This is a genomic window from Nonomuraea sp. NPDC023979 (assembly GCF_040639085.1).
Taxonomy (GTDB): Bacteria; Actinomycetota; Actinomycetes; order Streptosporangiales; family Streptosporangiaceae; genus Nonomuraea; species Nonomuraea ceibae.
In genome coordinates this window covers 480,411-495,592 of the sequence record NZ_JBEZZG010000001.1, presented here as the reverse complement: position 1 = coordinate 495,592, position 15,182 = coordinate 480,411, and the positions used below count along the sequence as shown (strand labels likewise).

The 15,182-nt window shown below is 74.0% G+C and carries 10 protein-coding genes; 1 reads left to right on the top strand and 9 read right to left on the bottom strand.

Annotation, left to right across the window (positions count from 1 at the left end):
• The gene (locus tag AB0G11_RS02410) at positions 1–1,530 is read left to right on the top strand and encodes a serine/threonine-protein kinase (RefSeq protein WP_357583424.1); all 1,530 of its coding nucleotides are present in this window, start codon (positions 1–3) and stop codon (positions 1,528–1,530) included.
• Between the two features lie 99 nt (positions 1,531–1,629).
• Here AB0G11_RS02410 and AB0G11_RS02405 read toward each other — a convergent pair whose 3' ends face one another.
• The 9 genes from AB0G11_RS02405 to AB0G11_RS02365 all read right to left on the bottom strand — a co-directional run bounded on the left by AB0G11_RS02405 (position 1,630) and on the right by AB0G11_RS02365 (position 15,164).
• On the bottom strand, positions 1,630–3,039 hold the full coding sequence (locus tag AB0G11_RS02405) for an MFS transporter (protein WP_219517937.1): 1,410 nt from the start codon (positions 3,037–3,039) through the stop codon (positions 1,630–1,632).
• Positions 3,040–3,163: 124 nt separating this feature from the next.
• The gene (locus tag AB0G11_RS02400) at positions 3,164–5,695 is read right to left on the bottom strand and encodes a DUF4118 domain-containing protein (RefSeq protein WP_357583422.1); all 2,532 of its coding nucleotides are present in this window, start codon (positions 5,693–5,695) and stop codon (positions 3,164–3,166) included.
• On the bottom strand, positions 5,692–6,522 hold the full coding sequence (locus AB0G11_RS02395; protein WP_357583420.1) for a potassium-transporting ATPase subunit C: 831 nt from the start codon (positions 6,520–6,522) through the stop codon (positions 5,692–5,694). Before AB0G11_RS02395 ends, AB0G11_RS02400 begins: the two co-directional genes overlap by 4 nt.
• Positions 6,523–8,553 (bottom strand): potassium-transporting ATPase subunit KdpB, encoded by a 2,031-nt coding sequence (gene kdpB, locus AB0G11_RS02390; protein WP_219517940.1) that lies wholly within the window; start codon positions 8,551–8,553, stop codon positions 6,523–6,525.
• A 1-nt stretch (position 8,554) separates the two neighbouring features.
• A complete protein-coding gene (kdpA, locus tag AB0G11_RS02385; protein ID WP_357583418.1) occupies positions 8,555–10,216 on the bottom strand; it encodes a potassium-transporting ATPase subunit KdpA in 1,662 nt (553 codons plus the stop codon).
• Positions 10,216–10,305: a K(+)-transporting ATPase subunit F gene (locus tag AB0G11_RS02380; protein WP_219517942.1), complete on the bottom strand. Its 90-nt coding sequence runs from the start codon at positions 10,303–10,305 to the stop codon at positions 10,216–10,218. The genes kdpA and AB0G11_RS02380 overlap by 1 nt, the downstream gene beginning before the upstream one ends.
• A gap of 230 nt (positions 10,306–10,535) precedes the next feature.
• A complete protein-coding gene (locus AB0G11_RS02375; RefSeq protein ID WP_219517943.1) occupies positions 10,536–11,216 on the bottom strand; it encodes a hypothetical protein in 681 nt (226 codons plus the stop codon).
• A 16-nt stretch (positions 11,217–11,232) separates the two neighbouring features.
• A complete protein-coding gene (locus AB0G11_RS02370) occupies positions 11,233–13,962 on the bottom strand; it encodes an ATP-binding cassette domain-containing protein (protein WP_357583416.1) in 2,730 nt (909 codons plus the stop codon).
• Positions 13,959–15,164: an OmpA family protein gene (locus tag AB0G11_RS02365; RefSeq protein WP_357583414.1), complete on the bottom strand. Its 1,206-nt coding sequence runs from the start codon at positions 15,162–15,164 to the stop codon at positions 13,959–13,961. Before AB0G11_RS02365 ends, AB0G11_RS02370 begins: the two co-directional genes overlap by 4 nt.
• Positions 15,165–15,182: the final 18 nt, after the last annotated feature.

The following is a 15,182-nucleotide window of genomic DNA, read 5'->3' as shown; positions in this document are numbered from 1 at the left end:
GTGCCCGAGCCGCTGAACCTCCTCCCCGACGACCCGCGCACGGTCGGGCCCTACCAGCTCGAAGGACGGCTCGGGGCGGGCGGCCAGGGCGCCGTGTACGCGGCCCGCGGCCCCGAGGGCGAACGGGTCGCCGTCAAGCTGCTGCACCCGTACCTGATCGCCGACGAAGAGGCGCGCGTGCGCTTCCTGCGCGAGGTGGAGACCGCCAAGCGGGTCGCGCCGTTCTGCACCGCCCAGATGCTCGACTCCGGGTTCGCCGGGAGCAGGCCGTACATCGTCAGCGAGTTCGTGGACGGGCCGTCGCTGCAGGAGTCCGTCCGGGCGAGCGGGCCGCGCGGCGCGGCGGCGCTGCAACGGCTGGCGATCAACACGGCGACCGCGCTGGCCGCCATCCACGCGGCCGGGGTCGTGCACCGCGACTTCAAGCCGGGCAACGTGCTGCTCGGCCCCGACGGTCCCGTGGTGATCGACTTCGGGATCGCCAAGGCGCTGGACCTGAGCCAGTCGGTCGTCACCAGCCAGCCGATCGGCAGCCCCGCCTACATGGCGCCCGAGCAGATCGCCGGCCGCGAGGTGGGGCCGCCCGCCGACCTGTTCACCTGGGCCGCGACCATGCACTACGCGGCCACGGGCAGCCGGGCGTTCGGCGGCGACACCATCCCCGCCACCCTGCACGCGGTCCTCAACTCCGAGCCCGACCTCGACGGGCTGGAGGTGCGCTTCGCCCGGCTGCTGCGCGAGTGCCTGTCCAAGGACCCCGCCAAGCGGCCCACCGCCGCCCAGGTGGTCGAACGGCTCCGCGCGCTGCCCCCGCCCGCCTGGCAGCACGCCCCGGCCTCGGCGAAGAACGCCAGGAAGCCGGCGCGGCGGCGCGCGGTCGTCGCCGCCTCGGTCGCGGGCGCGCTGGGCGTGGCGGCCGGGGTCGGCTTCTACGCGCTGGCGCCCGCCACCGCCCAGCAGCAGGCGGCGGCCCCGACGTCCTCGGTCACCGGCACGCCCGGCACCCCCACCGGCAGCCCGCCGCCGCCCACGACGCCGCCCACGACGCACCTGCCGTCGATCACCGCGATGCAGGGCGACGTCTCCGACCTCGCCAAGAGCTCCGCGGCCACCCCGACCAAGGCGCCCCGCAGGGCCTCCACGGCCCCGCCCGCGGACCCCGACCCCGACCCCGACCCGCCGAGCAGCCGCAAGCCCACCACCGCCCCGAAGACGGCCAGGCCGACCCCGAAGGTCACCCACCAGTCGACGACCCCCAAGACCCCGGCGGACCAGGAGACCACCCGCCCGCCGGCGCCCGCCCCCTCCACGGGCCAGGTCAGCTGGAACGACGCCACGGCCTACTGCAAGGAGCAGGGCTACAAGGGGATCTCGTACATGGCCGGGTGGCAGGGCATGAAGTGCCAGGGCAGCGACCACGAGATCTCGCCGACGACGCTGTGCGCGTGGAAGTACCCCGCCTACTCCAACGCCGTCGGCGAGCAACCGTCCAACCCGTACACCCCGATGGCCACCTGCCGCCTGTCATGACCCCGCCCCCACGGGGACCCGCTCAGGGGCAGAACCGCGTCAGGGGCGGGGCCGTCGATGGGGCGGAGCCCGCTCTGGAGCAGAAGCCCGTCGGGGGCGTCAGGACGGGCGGCGGTCGTTGCGGGCCGCCAGGGCCATGCCCGCGGCGGCGGTGAGGACGCCGATCAGGGCGTAGCCGAACGCGGTCCGGTAGCCGGCGACCAGCGCCTCCGGGCCGCCCGGCGCGTCCGCCGTGACGGAGGCGGCGGCGCCGACCAGGACGGCCAGGCCGAACGCGCCGCCGAGCTGGTCCACCGAGCGCTGCACGCCGGAGGCGACCCCGGCGTCCGCCTCGGTGACCCCGTGCAGGGCGGCGTTCTGCAGCGCGATCAGCCCGATCGCCATCCCGGCCGCGACGGCGACCATGCCGGGCACCACGTCGATCCACAGCCGGCCGTCGACCGGCAGCCGGGCCAGCCAGCCCACCCCGGCCGCCGTGCACAGCAGCCCGGCGATCGCGGTGTGCTTCATGCCGAGCACCCGGATGAGCCCGGCCACCCGCGTGACGGCCAGCAGCAGCGCGGCGCAGAACGGCAGAAACGCCAGCCCGGACTGCAGCGGGCTCAGCCCGAGCACGTTCTGCAGGTAGAGGGTGGCCAGGAAGAACGTGGTCGACAGCGCGGCGCTGAGCAGCACGGTCGCCGCGTTCGCGACGGCCCTGGTGCGGTCGGTGAAGAAGCCGAGCGGCACCAGCGGCTCCCGGGTCCTGGCCTCCACCAGGACGAACAGGCCCAGCGCGAGCGCCCCGGCGCCGAGCGGGACCAGGACCCCGGGGTCGGTCCACGGGTGATGGGCGGCCCGCAGGATGCCGTACACCAGGGCGACGGGACCGAACGTGAGGAGCGCGGCCCCCGGCAGGTCCAGCCGCCCGCCCGCGCGGGGGCCGTCGCCGCGCACCAGGAGCGGCGTCACCAGCACCACCACGAGCGCGAGCGGCACGTTCACGAAGAAGATCCACCGCCAGTGCAGCAGCTCGGTGAGCACCCCGGAGAGCAGGACGCCGACCGCGAGCCCGCTGCCGGAGATCGCGCCCCACACGCCGAGCGCCTTGGCGCGTTCGGCGGGTTCGGTGAACAGCAGCGCGATCAGCGACATCGCGGCGGGTGAGGCCAGCGCCTCGCCCACGCCCTGCCCGAATCGGGCGAGGACGAGCGTCTCCAGGGTGGGGGCGAGCCCGGCGGCCAGCGACGCCACCCCGAAGACCGCGGCGCCGGCCAGGAACAGCCGGCGGCGGCCGAGCAGGTCGGCGATCCGCCCGCCGAACAGCAGCAGCCCGCCGCCGACCAGCGCGTATCCGTTGACGACCCAGGCGAGGGCCGCGGCGTCGGCGCCGAACTCCCCGCCGATGGACGGCAGCGCCACGTTGACCACGGTGACGTCGACGGCGATGAGGAACTGCAGGAGGGAGAGCAGGGAAAGGACGAGCCAGGACCGGCCGAGGGCGCGGTCAGGCTCCTGAACGAAAGCCATGTTGAAGGGAACTCCAGGCCAGGCGCTCGTCACGGACGAGAGCCGAAAAGAAGGAACGGGCACCTGTCGCGCCGCGGTGGGGCGCGCCTGGAGTTACTTGGTGAACGAGGCCATGCGCGGGAGGCTAGCAGATGGACAGGGTGACGGTCATGGTCAGGCCGCCTCCCGGCGTCTCCTCCGGTACGAGGGTGCCGCCCATCGCCTCGGTGAGGCCGCGCGAGAGGGCCAGGCCGAGCCCGACGCCGGAGTGGTTGTCGCGGTCGCCGAGCCGCTGGAACGGCTGGAAGACCCGGTCGTGCGCCTCCGGCGGGATGCCGGGGCCCCGGTCGACGACGCGGATCTCGACCCGGTCGCCGTGCCCGCTGGCGGAGACGGTGACGCGCTCTCCCGGCGGGCTGAAGCGTACGGCGTTGGCCATGAGGTTGGCCAGGACGCGCTCCAGCAGGGCCGGGTCGGCGAGGATGTCGGGCAGGCCGGGCGGGAGGTCGGCGTCGACGCGGTCGCGCAGCGGGCCGAGGTCGTCGACGGCTCGCGGGAGGATCTCCTGCACGGCGGTCGGCTGCTGGTGCACGCCGAGGACGCCGGCTTGCAGGCGGCTCATGTCGAGCAGGTTGTCCACCAGGCGGGCGAGCCTGTCGAGGGATTCGGCGGCGGTGGCGAGCAGTTCGGCGCGGTCGGCGTCGCTCCAGGCGATCTCGGTGTTGGCCAGGCTCTCGACGGCGGCCTTGGCGGAGGCGAGCGGCGTGCGCAGGTCGTGGCTGACGGCGGCGAGCAGCGCGGTGCGCATCCTGTCGGCCTCGGCGAGCGGGCGGGCCCGTTCGGCGGCCTCCTGGAGGCGTTGCTGGCGCAGCGCGACGGCGGTCTCGGCGGCGAAGGCCTCCAGGACCGCGCGGTCGGCGGCCTCCAGCGGGCCGCCCCGGGCGGCCACGATCAGGTCGTCGTCGACGACCACGTCGGTGTCGGCGCGGCCGGGGCAGGTGGCGGGGGCGCCGCCGGTGGAGGCGACGATGCGCCAGGCGTCCGGGTCGTCCTGGTGGTCGGGCGCGCGGGCGGCGCCGGGCTGGCGTTCGAGCAGGGTGACCGTGGTGAGGCCGAACGCCTCGCGCATCCGTTCCAGCAGCGACGGCACGGCCGCCTCGCCGCGCAGCACGTGCCCGGCCAGCGTGGACAGCAGCTCGGCGTCGGCGCTGGCGCGGGCGGCCTGGCGGGTGCGCCGGGCCGCGATGTCCACGATCGTGCTCACCGCGACGGCCACCAGCACGAACACGGCCAGCGCGAACAGGTTCTCCGGGTCGTGGATGGTGAACTCGCCGGTGGGCGGGGTGAAGAACCAGTTGAGCAGCAGCGATCCGCCCACCGCCGCGGTGATCGCCGGCCACATGCCGCCGGCCAGCGCGACGCCGACGGTCAGGCAGAGGAAGAACAGGATCTCGCTGGTCAGCGACAGCACGTCGCGGAAGGCCGACAGCGCGAACGTCAGCAGCGGCATCCCGGCCACGGCCAGCGCCCAGCCGGTGAGCTGACGCGCCCGGGTGAGCGCGGTCCGCGAGCGGACCGGCCTGCGGCGCCCCCTCTTGGCCTCCTCGTGCGTGATCATGTGGACGTCGATGGAGCCGGACCGGGCGGTGGTCTCGACGCCGACGCCGCGCGAGAGCACCTGCGCGAACCGGCCCCGCCGGGAGGCGCCGAGGACGAGCTGCGTGGCGTTGACGCCGCGGGCGAAGTCGAGCAGCGCGCGCGGCACGTCGTCGCCGACCACCTGGTGGTAGGTGCCGCCCAGGCTCTCGACCAGCGTGCGCTGCCGCGCCAGGCTGGCGGGGTCGGCCCCGGCCAGGCCGTCGGCGCTGGTGACGTGCACGGCCAGCAGGTCGGCGCCCTTGCTGCGGGCGGCGATGCGGGCCGCCCGGCGCACCAGCGTGTCGCCCTCGGGGCCGCCGGTCAGCGCGACGACCACGCGCTCGCGGGTCTCCCACGTGCCGGCGATGCCGTGGTCGGCGCGGTAGCGGTCGAGCTGGTCGTCGACCTTCCCGGCCACCCACAGCAGGGCCAGCTCGCGCAGCGCGGTCAGGTTGCCGACGCGGAAGTAGTTGGCCATCGCCGCGTCGACCTTCTCGGGCGCGTACACGTTGCCGTGGGCCATGCGGCGGCGCAGCGCCTCGGGCGACATGTCGACCAGCTCGACCTGGTCGGCGCGGCGCACCACCTCGTCGGGGACGGTCTCGCGCTGCGGCACGCCGGTGATCTCCCGCACCACGTCGTTGACCGACTCCAGGTGCTGGACGTTCACCGTGGAGATCACGTCGATGCCCGCGTCGAGGATCTCGTCGATGTCCTGCCAGCGCTTGACGTTCCGGGAGCCGGGCACGTTGGTGTGGGCCAGCTCGTCGATCAGCGCCACCTTGGGCGCGCGGGCGATCACGGCCTCGGTGTCCAGCTCGGTGAAGGTGGCGCCCCGGTGCGTCAGCGTCCGGCGCGGGATCACCTCCATGCCCTCCAGGAGGGCGGCGGTGCGGGGGCGGCCGTGGGTCTCGACGAGCCCCACGACCACGTCCCGGCCGCGCTGCAGGGCGCGGCGGCCCTCGCCGAGCATCGCGTACGTCTTGCCCACCCCGGGCGCCGCCCCGAGGTAGACGCGCAGGCGGCCTCGGCTGCTCATGACCGGTCGAGGGCCAGGTTCAGTTCGAGCACGTTCACCGCCGGCTCGCCCATGAAGCCGAGCGCCCGGCCGGTGGTGTGCTGGTCGATGAGCCGTTCGACGGCGGCCCGGTCGAGGCCGCGCTCCCCGGCCACGCGCGCCGCCTGGAGGCGGGCGTAGGCGACGGAGATGTGCGGGTCGAGGCCGGAGCCACTGGCGGTGACCGCGTCGGCGGGCACGGCGGGGGGGCCCGCCGCTCCCCTGACGGGCACGGTACGGCCTGCCGCGTAGTCCTCGCCGGGCGTGGCGCACTCGACCTTCAGCCCCCGGTAGGAGGCGGTGAACGGGGTGGCCGGGCAGGGCTGGTTGACGCTGACGGCGCGGCCGGGGAAGACCTTCAGCACCGCGCCGACCCCGTCCGGCGTGCAGTACGGGCGGGCGCCGCTGACGCCTTCGAGCTCGCCGACGGCCTTGGAGCGGGCGCAGACCTGGGTGAGCAGCGACTGGCGGCCCTCCTCGCCGGGCGTGGGCAGCGTGTCGACGACGTCCTCGGGGCCGAGGTTGCTCGCGCCGGTCGCGGTCGGGTCGTAGCCGGCGGCCGACGGCCTGGACTGGAAGTACTTCCTGACGGGCTCGCCGTCCGGGCCGGTGAAGGACTGGCCGATGAGCGCGCTGCCCACCTCCCTGCCCCCGGCCCGCACGAGCGAGCCGTCGGCGTGGTCGTCGAACAGCGCCTGGGCGACGCCGGTGGTGACCAGCGGGTAGACCAGGCCGAGCAGCACGGTCAGGACGGCGACCGCCCGGATCGCGGCGACATACCGGCGGAGCCGGCTGGGCAGACGTTCCATTTACGACATCCCCGGAAGGAACTGGACGAGCAGGTCGATGAGCTTGATGCCGGCGAACGGCGCGACGACGCCGCCCAGGCCGTAGACGTACAGGTTGCGGCTGAGCAGCTTGGACGCGCTGGACGGACGGTATCGGACGCCCCTCAGAGCCAGCGGGATCAGCGCGACGATGACGAGCGCGTTGAACACCACCGCTGACAGGATCGCCGACTGGGGGCTGGCCAGGCGCATGATGTTGAGCGTGTCGAGGCCCGGGTAGACGGCCGCGAACATCGCCGGGATGATCGCGAAGTACTTCGCGAGGTCGTTGGCGATCGAGAACGTGGTCAGCGCGCCGCGCGTGATGAGCAGTTGCTTGCCGATCTCGACGATCTCGATGAGCTTGGTGGGGTCGGAGTCCAGGTCGACCATGTTGCCGGCCTCTTTGGCCGCGCTGGTGCCGGTGTTCATGGCGACGCCGACGTCCGCCTGGGCCAGGGCGGGGGCGTCGTTGGTGCCGTCGCCGGTCATCGCGACGAGCCGGCCGCCCTCCTGCTCCCGTTTGATCAGCGCCAGCTTGTCCTCGGGGGTGGCCTCGGCCAGGAAGTCGTCCACCCCGGCCTCGTCGGCGATGGCCCTGGCCGTCAGCGGGTTGTCGCCGGTGATCATGACGGTGCGGATGCCCATCCGGCGCATCTCGTCGAACCGCTCGCGCATGCCCGGCTTGACCACGTCCTTGAGGTGGATGACGCCGAGCACCCGGCCCTTCTCGGCCACGACGAGCGGGGTGCCGCCGGAGGCGGAGATGCCGTCCACCAGGTGGCCGACCTCCTCCGTGGGGTGGCCGCCGGCGTCGCGCACCCACTTCATCACCGCCGTGGCGGCGCCCTTGCGGATCTCGCGCCCGCCCACGTTGACGCCGGACATCCGGGTCTGCGCGGTGAACCGCACCCATTCGGCGTCGGCCACCTCGCGTTCGCGCAGCCCGTACACCTCCTTGGCGTGCACCACGACGGAACGGCCCTCGGGGGTCTCGTCGGCCAGGCTGGAGAGCTGGGCCGCCTCCGCGAGCTGCTGCTCGGTGACCCCGGAGACGGGGACGAACTCGCCGGCCTGCCGGTTGCCCAGCGTGATCGTGCCGGTCTTGTCCAGCAGCAGCGTGGACACGTCGCCCGCCGCCTCGACCGCCCGGCCGGACATGGCCAGCACGTTGCGCTGCACCAGGCGGTCCATCCCGGCGATGCCGATGGCCGACAGCAGTGCGCCGATCGTGGTCGGGATCAGGCAGACGAGCAGCGAGACCAGCACGATGCCGGTGACGCCGTCGGCGTCCAGCGCGAGCGAGTCGGGCACGCCCGGGTTGACGAGCTTGGCGTACACGGCGAGCGGCTGCATGGTCACGGTGGCGACCAGGAAGATGATCGTCAGCGCGGCGAGCAGGATGTTGAGCGCGATCTCGTTGGGCGTCTTCTGCCGGTTCGCGCCCTCGACCAGGCCGATCATCCGGTCGATGAAGCTCTCGCCGGGCTTCTGGGTGATCCGGACGACGATCCGGTCGGACAGCACCTTCGTGCCGCCGGTCACCGCCGACCGGTCGCCGCCGGACTCGCGGATGACGGGCGCGGACTCACCGGTGATGGCCGACTCGTCCACCGAGGCGACGCCCTCGACCACGTCGCCGTCACCGGGGATGATCTCCCCGGCCTCGACCACGACGAGGTCGCCCTGGCGCAGTTCGGGGGCGCCGACCTCGGTCCACTCGCCGGACCCGCGGCTGGTCAGGCGGCGCGCCCGGGTGTCGGTCCTGGCCTTGCGCAGCGTGGCGGCCTGGGCCTTGCCGCGTCCCTCGGCGACGGCCTCGGCCAGGTTCGCGAAGATCACGGTCAGCCACAGCCACGCCACGATCGCCCAGGCGAACACCGACGGGTCGAGCACGGCCAGCACGGTGGTGAACGCCGCGCCGATCTCCACGATGAGCATCACCGGGTTGCGCCACAGCGTGGCGGGGTTGAGCTTCTTCAGCGCGTCAGGCAACGACGCGAGTGGCGACATGTCAGGACAGTCCTTCTGCGAGCGGGCCGAGCGCGAGCGCCGGGAGGAAGGTGAGGGCGACCAGGACGACGGTCACGCCGACGACCAGGCCGACGAACTGCGGCCGGTGCGTCGGCAGCGTGCCCGCGCCCTCGGGGACGGACGACTGCCGGGCCAGCGAGCCGGCCAGCGCCAGCACCAGGATGATCGGCAGGAACCGGCCGAGGATCATGCACAGGCCGAGCGCCACGTCGTACCAGGGCGTGCTGACCGTGAGTCCGGCGAAGGCCGAGCCGTTGTTGTTGGAGGCGCTGGTGAAGGCGTACAGGACCTCGGTGAGGCCGTGCGGGCCGCTGTTGAGCATGCCCGCGCGCTGTTCGGCCGAGCCCATCGCGAGCGCGGTGCCGGTCAGCACCAGCATCGGGGTGACCAGGAAGTACAGCGAGGCGAGCTTGATCTCGCGGGCGCCGATCTTCTTGCCGAGATACTCGGGCGTGCGGCCGACCATCAGCCCGGCCACGAACACGGTGATCACCGCCAGCACGAGCATCCCGTACAGGCCCGCGCCGACGCCGCCCGGGGCGACCTCGCCGAGCATCATGTTGACCAGCGGCATCATCCCGCCCAGCGGCGTGTAGGAGTCGTGGAAGGAGTTGACCGCGCCGGTGCTGGTGAGGGTCGTCGCCGCGGCGAAGGTCGCCGAGCCGGAGACGCCGAAGCGCAGCTCCTTGCCCTCCAGCGCCGCCCCGGCCGCCTGCGGGACCGTCGCGTCGCCGCTCAGCTCGAACACGTTGGTGAGCACGACGCCGGCCAGCGCGAGCACGCCCATCACCGCGAGGATCGCCCGGCCCTGCCGGAGCTGGCCCACCATCCTGCCGAACGTGCGCGGCAGCGCGAACGGGATGAGCAGGATCAGGAAGATCTCGAACCAGTTCGTCCAGCTCGTCGCGTTCTCGAAGGGGTGGGAGGAGTTGGCGTTGTAGAAGCCGCCGCCGTTCGTGCCCAGCTCCTTGATGACCTCCTGGGAGGCGACCGGGCCGCCGGTGATGTGCTGCACGCCGCCGGTCAGCGTCGTCACCTCGTGCGGGGCGGCGAAGTTCTGCACCAGGCCGCCCGAGACCAGCACCAGCGCGCCGGCGAACGCGATCGGCAGCAGGATGCGCACACAGCCGCGCACCAGGTCGACCCAGAAGTTGCCGATCGTCTCGGCCTTGCGGCGGGCGAACCCGCGCACCAGCGCGACCGCCACCGCCATGCCGACGGACGCCGACACGAAGTTCTGCACCGCCAGGGCCGCCATCTGGACCAGGTGGCCCATCGTGGACTCGCCCGAGTACGCCTGCCAGTTCGTGTTCGTGACGAAGCTGACCGCGGTGTTCCACGCGATGTGGTCGGTGACGGGCTCCATGCCCAGGCTCAGCGGCAGCCTGTCCTGGAGGCGCTGCAACCCGTACACGACGAGCAGGGAGACCAGCGAGAACGCGAGCAGGCTGCGTGCGTAGACCGCCCAGCCCTGCTCGGCGTCGGCGCGCACGCCGAGCAGCCGGTAGAGGACCCGCTCGGCGGCGTTGTGCCTGGCGCCGGTGTAGACGCGGTGCATGTAGTCGCCGAGCGGCCGGTGCACCAGGGCCAGCGCGACGACGAGGGAGACGACGAAGAGCGCCCCCGCGGCTGTCGCGCTCATCAGAACCGCTCCGGGAACAGCAGGGCCATGACCATGAAGGCGACCAGGACCACGACGACCCCGAGACCGATGGCGTTGATCGCGCTCACAGGCGCTCCACCGCCCGCACGACAAGCCCGAAGACCACGAAGATCGCGATCGTCAGGGCGACGAAGACGACGTCGGCCATCCCTGCTCCTCAACTCCGGTTGCTGTGTCAACCGCTCGGGAAGAGCGGTTCACGACCCAGCAAAATCCCGAAATAGAGCGATTCGGCCGATCTTGACGACTTCTGTACGCCCAGCGCGGGTTTATTGACGCGATCCGTACGCCCCCGGCGTCAGGGCTTCCACGTGGTGAACGCGATCTCCAGTTCGACCGGCTCGTACGAGACCCGCATGACGGTCACCAGCGCCACGTGCTTCTCCGTCGTCTCGGCGCAGACCTTGGCGCCCTGCCCCAGATCCTCCAGGCCGAGCTCCGGCCGCCGGTACTTCTGGTGCGCGAGCAGGTTCGCGCAGTCGGCGGCGGAGGCGGCGGTCGCCGGGGCGATCACGTAGCGGGCCGTCGAGTCGGAGCCGTGGACGTGGTCGTCCTCCAGGATGACCTCGGCCGGGCCGCCCTCCCTGGCGGGGCCCACCAGGATGTCGGAGCCGCCGTGGCCGGGCTTGCCCGTGTCGAGGTCCACCTTGTCGCCGTCGTTGCACACCATCGTCCACGAGCACGGCCGCAGCACGTAGCCGTCGCTGGCGGCGACCACCGCCGGCTGCGTGGCCGCCGCCGACGGCGCGGGCGTGCCGGACGCCGTGGTGGCCAGGGCGGAGGCCACCAGCGGCCACAGCGCGGCGAACATCGACACGATGCCGGCGAGCCAGCCGCACCGCTCCGTCCAGGTCCAGAACGGCGACTCCTGGCCGCCGCCCCCGCCGGAGGCGGCGCGCCGCTTGACCGCGTGGCGGATGGCGAGGATCAGCGCTCCGGCCGCCACGCAGACGATCAGCCAGATGCCCGTCCACAACATGGATGCTTGTCTCCCGTCAGTGACTCTTGGTGAGGCGCCGGGACAGCCAGAACGTGGCCCCGGCGAAACAGGCGAACGTCACGACCCCGAGCGCGGCCAGGTCGAACAGCCACTGGTCGAGGTCGTGCCGCCACAGCGCGTCGGCCGGGGTGCCGGGCGCGCCCAGCTCGCGCAGGCCGAGCGAGGACGCCGCGGCCGCCAGCCCCCAGCGGTCGGGCAGGAGCGCGGCCACGGTGGTGAGCAGCGCATTGCCGGACAGGTCGGCTGTGACGCCGTTCAGCGCGATTTGCGCGATCGAGGTGGCGGTCACCAGGGCGACGGCCTGCTCCAGCCGCCGGGCCGCCACCGAGATGAGCAGGCCCAGCGACATCGACGCCACGGTCAGAGCCGCCAGGTTCACGGCCAGCTCCACCGCCGGGCCGAACGCCAGCGAGTGCGCGGGCCCGGTTCGCACCTGGAGGAACACCACGGTGATCAGCACCGCCTGCGCCACGGCGACCACCGCGTGGACGAGCCAGCGCGACAGCATCACGGCCAGGGCCGGCGTCCCGGTGCGGCGCTCTCTGCGGATGATCGGGTAGTCCGCGACGATCTCGCTGTAGGTGAGCGCCTGGCCGCTGAGCACGCAGAGCGTGGTCAGCAGGCTCAGCGCCGTCGGCGCCGCCGCGCCGCCGAGCCCCGACTCCCCCGCCACGAGCCCGGCCAGGGCCGCCGACCCGGCGGCGATCAGCAGCGGCATCAGCGCCACCGCCGCCCGGCGCGCCCACTCGGCCGCCTTCCGGTCGTCATCCCCCCGGTTGCGCGACGCGCCGCGTGCGACCAGCAACGCGACCTGCCGCAGCACGAGCACCACGAGCTGCCGCGCGAACGTCCGCACCGCCCGCCGCCGCGGCCGCACCCCGCCCGCGCCCGGCCGCCCGGCGGGCTCGGCCCGGGCGGCCCGGGTCGCCTCCGCTTCCGCCTCGGCGGCCGCCGTGCCGGTGGCGTAGCGCTGGGCGGCGGGCAGCGGGTCGTCGGCGAGCGACCTCATCAGGTCGGCGTAACCGGCCGCTCCGAGGGCGGGCCTGACCTGCTCAGGCGGCCCCGAGTAGACCGGCCGCCCGTCGCGGACGACGACGAGGACCTGACCGGCCCGGTCCAGGTGCTCGGTCGCGTGGGTGATCACGATGACCGTGTTGCCGTCCTCGGCGTAGTCCCGCAGCAGCGTCATCAGCTCGCGGTCCATCCCCAGGTCGAGCCCGGAGGTGGGCTCGTCGAGCATGAGCAGCCTCGGCCGGGTGAGCAGCTCCAGCGCGATGGAGACGCGCCGCCGCTGCCCGCCGGAGAGCGTGGAGACGAGCTGGTCGATCTGCTCGCCGAGCCCGAGCCTGGCGCACACCTCGATGACGCGCCGCTCGCGCTCGGGCCGGCGCCACGGGCTGCGCAGCCAGGTGGAGTACGCCAGCAGCCGCCGTACGGTGAGCGTCTGGTAGAGCTCGATCTCCTGCGGCACGAAGCCGAGCTGGTCGCGGATCTGCCGGGCATGGGTCCTGAGGTCGAGGCCGAGGAAGAACAGCTCGCCCCGTTCGGTCTCCAGCTCGCCGAGCAGCGCCGCGAACAGCGAGCTCTTGCCCGCCCCGGACGGGCCGAGAATGGCGAGCAGGGTGTCGTCCCGCTGCACGAACGACATGTTCGTCAGGCGTGACTTGGCCCCGCTCTTGGCGTACACGCCGGAGACGACGAGCGCGCAGCCGCCCAGCGGCCGGTCCGACAGGCCGGTCCCGTCGGCGCTGATGCGGTAGCGGTGGTCGGCGAAGTCGAAGCAGTCGCCGGGCCCGAGCGTCGCCGACCTGACCGGCTGCCCGGCGATGAACGGCCCGTGCCCGTACCCGTGGTCCGTCAGCCGGAACAGCGCCCCCTCGCGGCGCAGCGTGAAGTGGCGCGGGGCGGCCGAGACCGCGTCGAGGACGACGTCGGCGGCCGGGTCGGAGCCGAACACCGTGACGTCGCCGAGCGGGATCGACGGCGGCGGCTCCTCGGCGGGCGGCTCCTCCTCAGGCTGGGGGCCCGACGTCCGGCGCGGCGTCCGGCGCGGGGGCGGCGGGGGCGGCGGGCCGAGGACCGCCCAGCCGGGGATCTCCGGCGCGGGCGAGCTGAGCACGTCGTTGACCCACGCCCCGTACGGGTGGGTGCGCGCCAGCCGCCGCCGGTAACCGGCGAGCCTGCGCTGCGTGTGCTCGTGGACGCGCCGGACGCGGGCCGAGGCCGCGCGCAGGAGCCCGTCGGCCTCCTGGGAGGCGGCGTCGATCCGGCCGTCGAGCGTGGCGAGCTCCGCCCGGGCGTCGCGGGCGGCGGCCCGCGCGGCGCGGACCCGCCTGCCCTGCTCGCGCAGCCGCCGGGTGACGACGACGCGCTCGTCGCGGTCGTCCTCGCCGAGGCGGCGTCGGGTCCGCTCCTCGTCGGGCAGGGGCGCGGAGACGGCGGCCAGCCGCTCCTCGGCCCGTGCCGTCTGCTCCTCGGCCTGCGGTTTGAGCGACGCGGCCACGGCCCGGCGGGCCAGGATCCCGGCGCGCACGGCCTCGTAGCGGAGCCGTTCGTGCTCGAAGGCGTCCTGCGCCCGCCGGATCAGGGCGTCGCGGTGCGGGGTGGTGACCGGGCGGTCCGGTTCGCCGTCCGCCGCGGGTGAGGGGATCTCGGCCCGGCCGTCGCGCCAGCCGTGGTACCAGTCGGTCGCGCGGGCGAGCGGGCCGTATCGGATCGGCGTCATGTGGCCGGGCAGGCGAGGCGGACGACGACCTTGCGGTTGCGGGCGGCCGGGCCGGGCAGCAGTGTGCCGTCGGGGGCGAGGTCGTCGGCCCGGCCCCGCAACTGCTCGCCCCGGCCCTCGGTGGTGATGTCCGCGTCGGGGACGCCGAGCGCGACGAGCTCGCGCTTGACCGCTTCCGCACGCTCGCGCGAGAGGCGGAGGTTGTCGGCCTTGCCGCCCTCGGCCGAGGTGCTGCCGGTGAGCCGGACCTTCAGCCGGTCCTTGCCGATGGTGGCGGCCAGGTTGGCGAGCGTCTTCCTGGCCTCGGCGGGCTCCCGGAAGGTCGCCGTCCCCTGCTCGAAGCCGACATGGTTGCCCTCGCTCAGCTCCGCCTCGCCGCAGGCGGTGAACGTGGTGGGCACGGCGGGCGGCACGACGACGGTGACGGCGGGGGTGTCCGTGGCGGCCTTGTGGTGGTTCGGCCTGGCGTCCACGGCGACGCAGGCGGCCCCGCCGGCCCGCGCGATCTCGCGCCAGATGGCCACGATGTTGCGGCGCAGCCCGGGGTGCGGCTCGGGCTGCGGCGTCGCGGTGTAGCCGAGCCCGGACAGCAGCACCGTACGCCCGGTCAGGTCCGGCAGGAGCTTCTTGTCCCGCAGGTACGCGACCACCTGGGCCGGCTCGGCGTCGATCACCTCGCGGAAGTCGAGAGGCGCCACGGTCTGCAGCCCCGGGTCGACGAGCACGACGCTGCCGCCGGGCCCGGTGGCGTCCGCCGCGAGCGAGAGCGCGGTGAGCACGTCCACCTCGGGGGCCTTGGCCCGGGCGCCGGTGCCGAGAGTCCGCTCGACCTCGGTGAGGTAGGCGTTGACGTCGTCCTCCAGGGCGACGTCGTTGCCCGCGTCGCTGGCGAACTCGGTGTCGAAGACCACCTCCGGGGCGCCGTCGAGGCGGATCACGGAGATGTCGTGGCCCGCCTTGGCGGTGCGCCGCATCAGGTCGACGACCTCGGACCTGATCGCGGGCTCCGGGGCGTTCGCGTGCGCGCCCACGGCCAGCGCGAGCGGGCCGCCGCCGGGCAGCTCGCAGCCGAGCGAGGCCGCCGCGTTCCCCGGGCTGCCCTCGCTGCCCGGGCTGCCCGGGCTGCCCTGGCTGTCCGTGCAGGCGGTGAGCGTGAGGCCGGCGAGCAGGGCGGCGGCGATACGGGTGATGGATGCAGGCATCGGTGTCTTCCGTGAACG

Bases quoted from the DNA above. Each gene is read 5' to 3' on its own strand.
- AB0G11_RS02365 (WP_357583414.1), bottom strand. From the start codon at position 15,164: ATGCCTGCATCCATCACCCGTATCGCCGCCGCCCTGCTCGCCGGCCTC.
- AB0G11_RS02375 (WP_219517943.1), bottom strand. From the start codon at position 11,216: ATGTTGTGGACGGGCATCTGGCTGATCGTCTGCGTGGCGGCCGGAGCG.
- AB0G11_RS02400 (WP_357583422.1), bottom strand. From the start codon at position 5,695: ATGAGCAGCCGAGGCCGCCTGCGCGTCTACCTCGGGGCGGCGCCCGGG.
- AB0G11_RS02395 (WP_357583420.1), bottom strand. From the start codon at position 6,522: ATGGAACGTCTGCCCAGCCGGCTCCGCCGGTATGTCGCCGCGATCCGG.
- kdpA (WP_357583418.1), bottom strand. From the start codon at position 10,216: ATGAGCGCGACAGCCGCGGGGGCGCTCTTCGTCGTCTCCCTCGTCGTC.
- AB0G11_RS02405 (WP_219517937.1), bottom strand. From the start codon at position 3,039: ATGGCTTTCGTTCAGGAGCCTGACCGCGCCCTCGGCCGGTCCTGGCTC.
- AB0G11_RS02370 (WP_357583416.1), bottom strand. From the start codon at position 13,962: ATGACGCCGATCCGATACGGCCCGCTCGCCCGCGCGACCGACTGGTAC.
- kdpB (WP_219517940.1), bottom strand. From the start codon at position 8,553: ATGTCGCCACTCGCGTCGTTGCCTGACGCGCTGAAGAAGCTCAACCCC.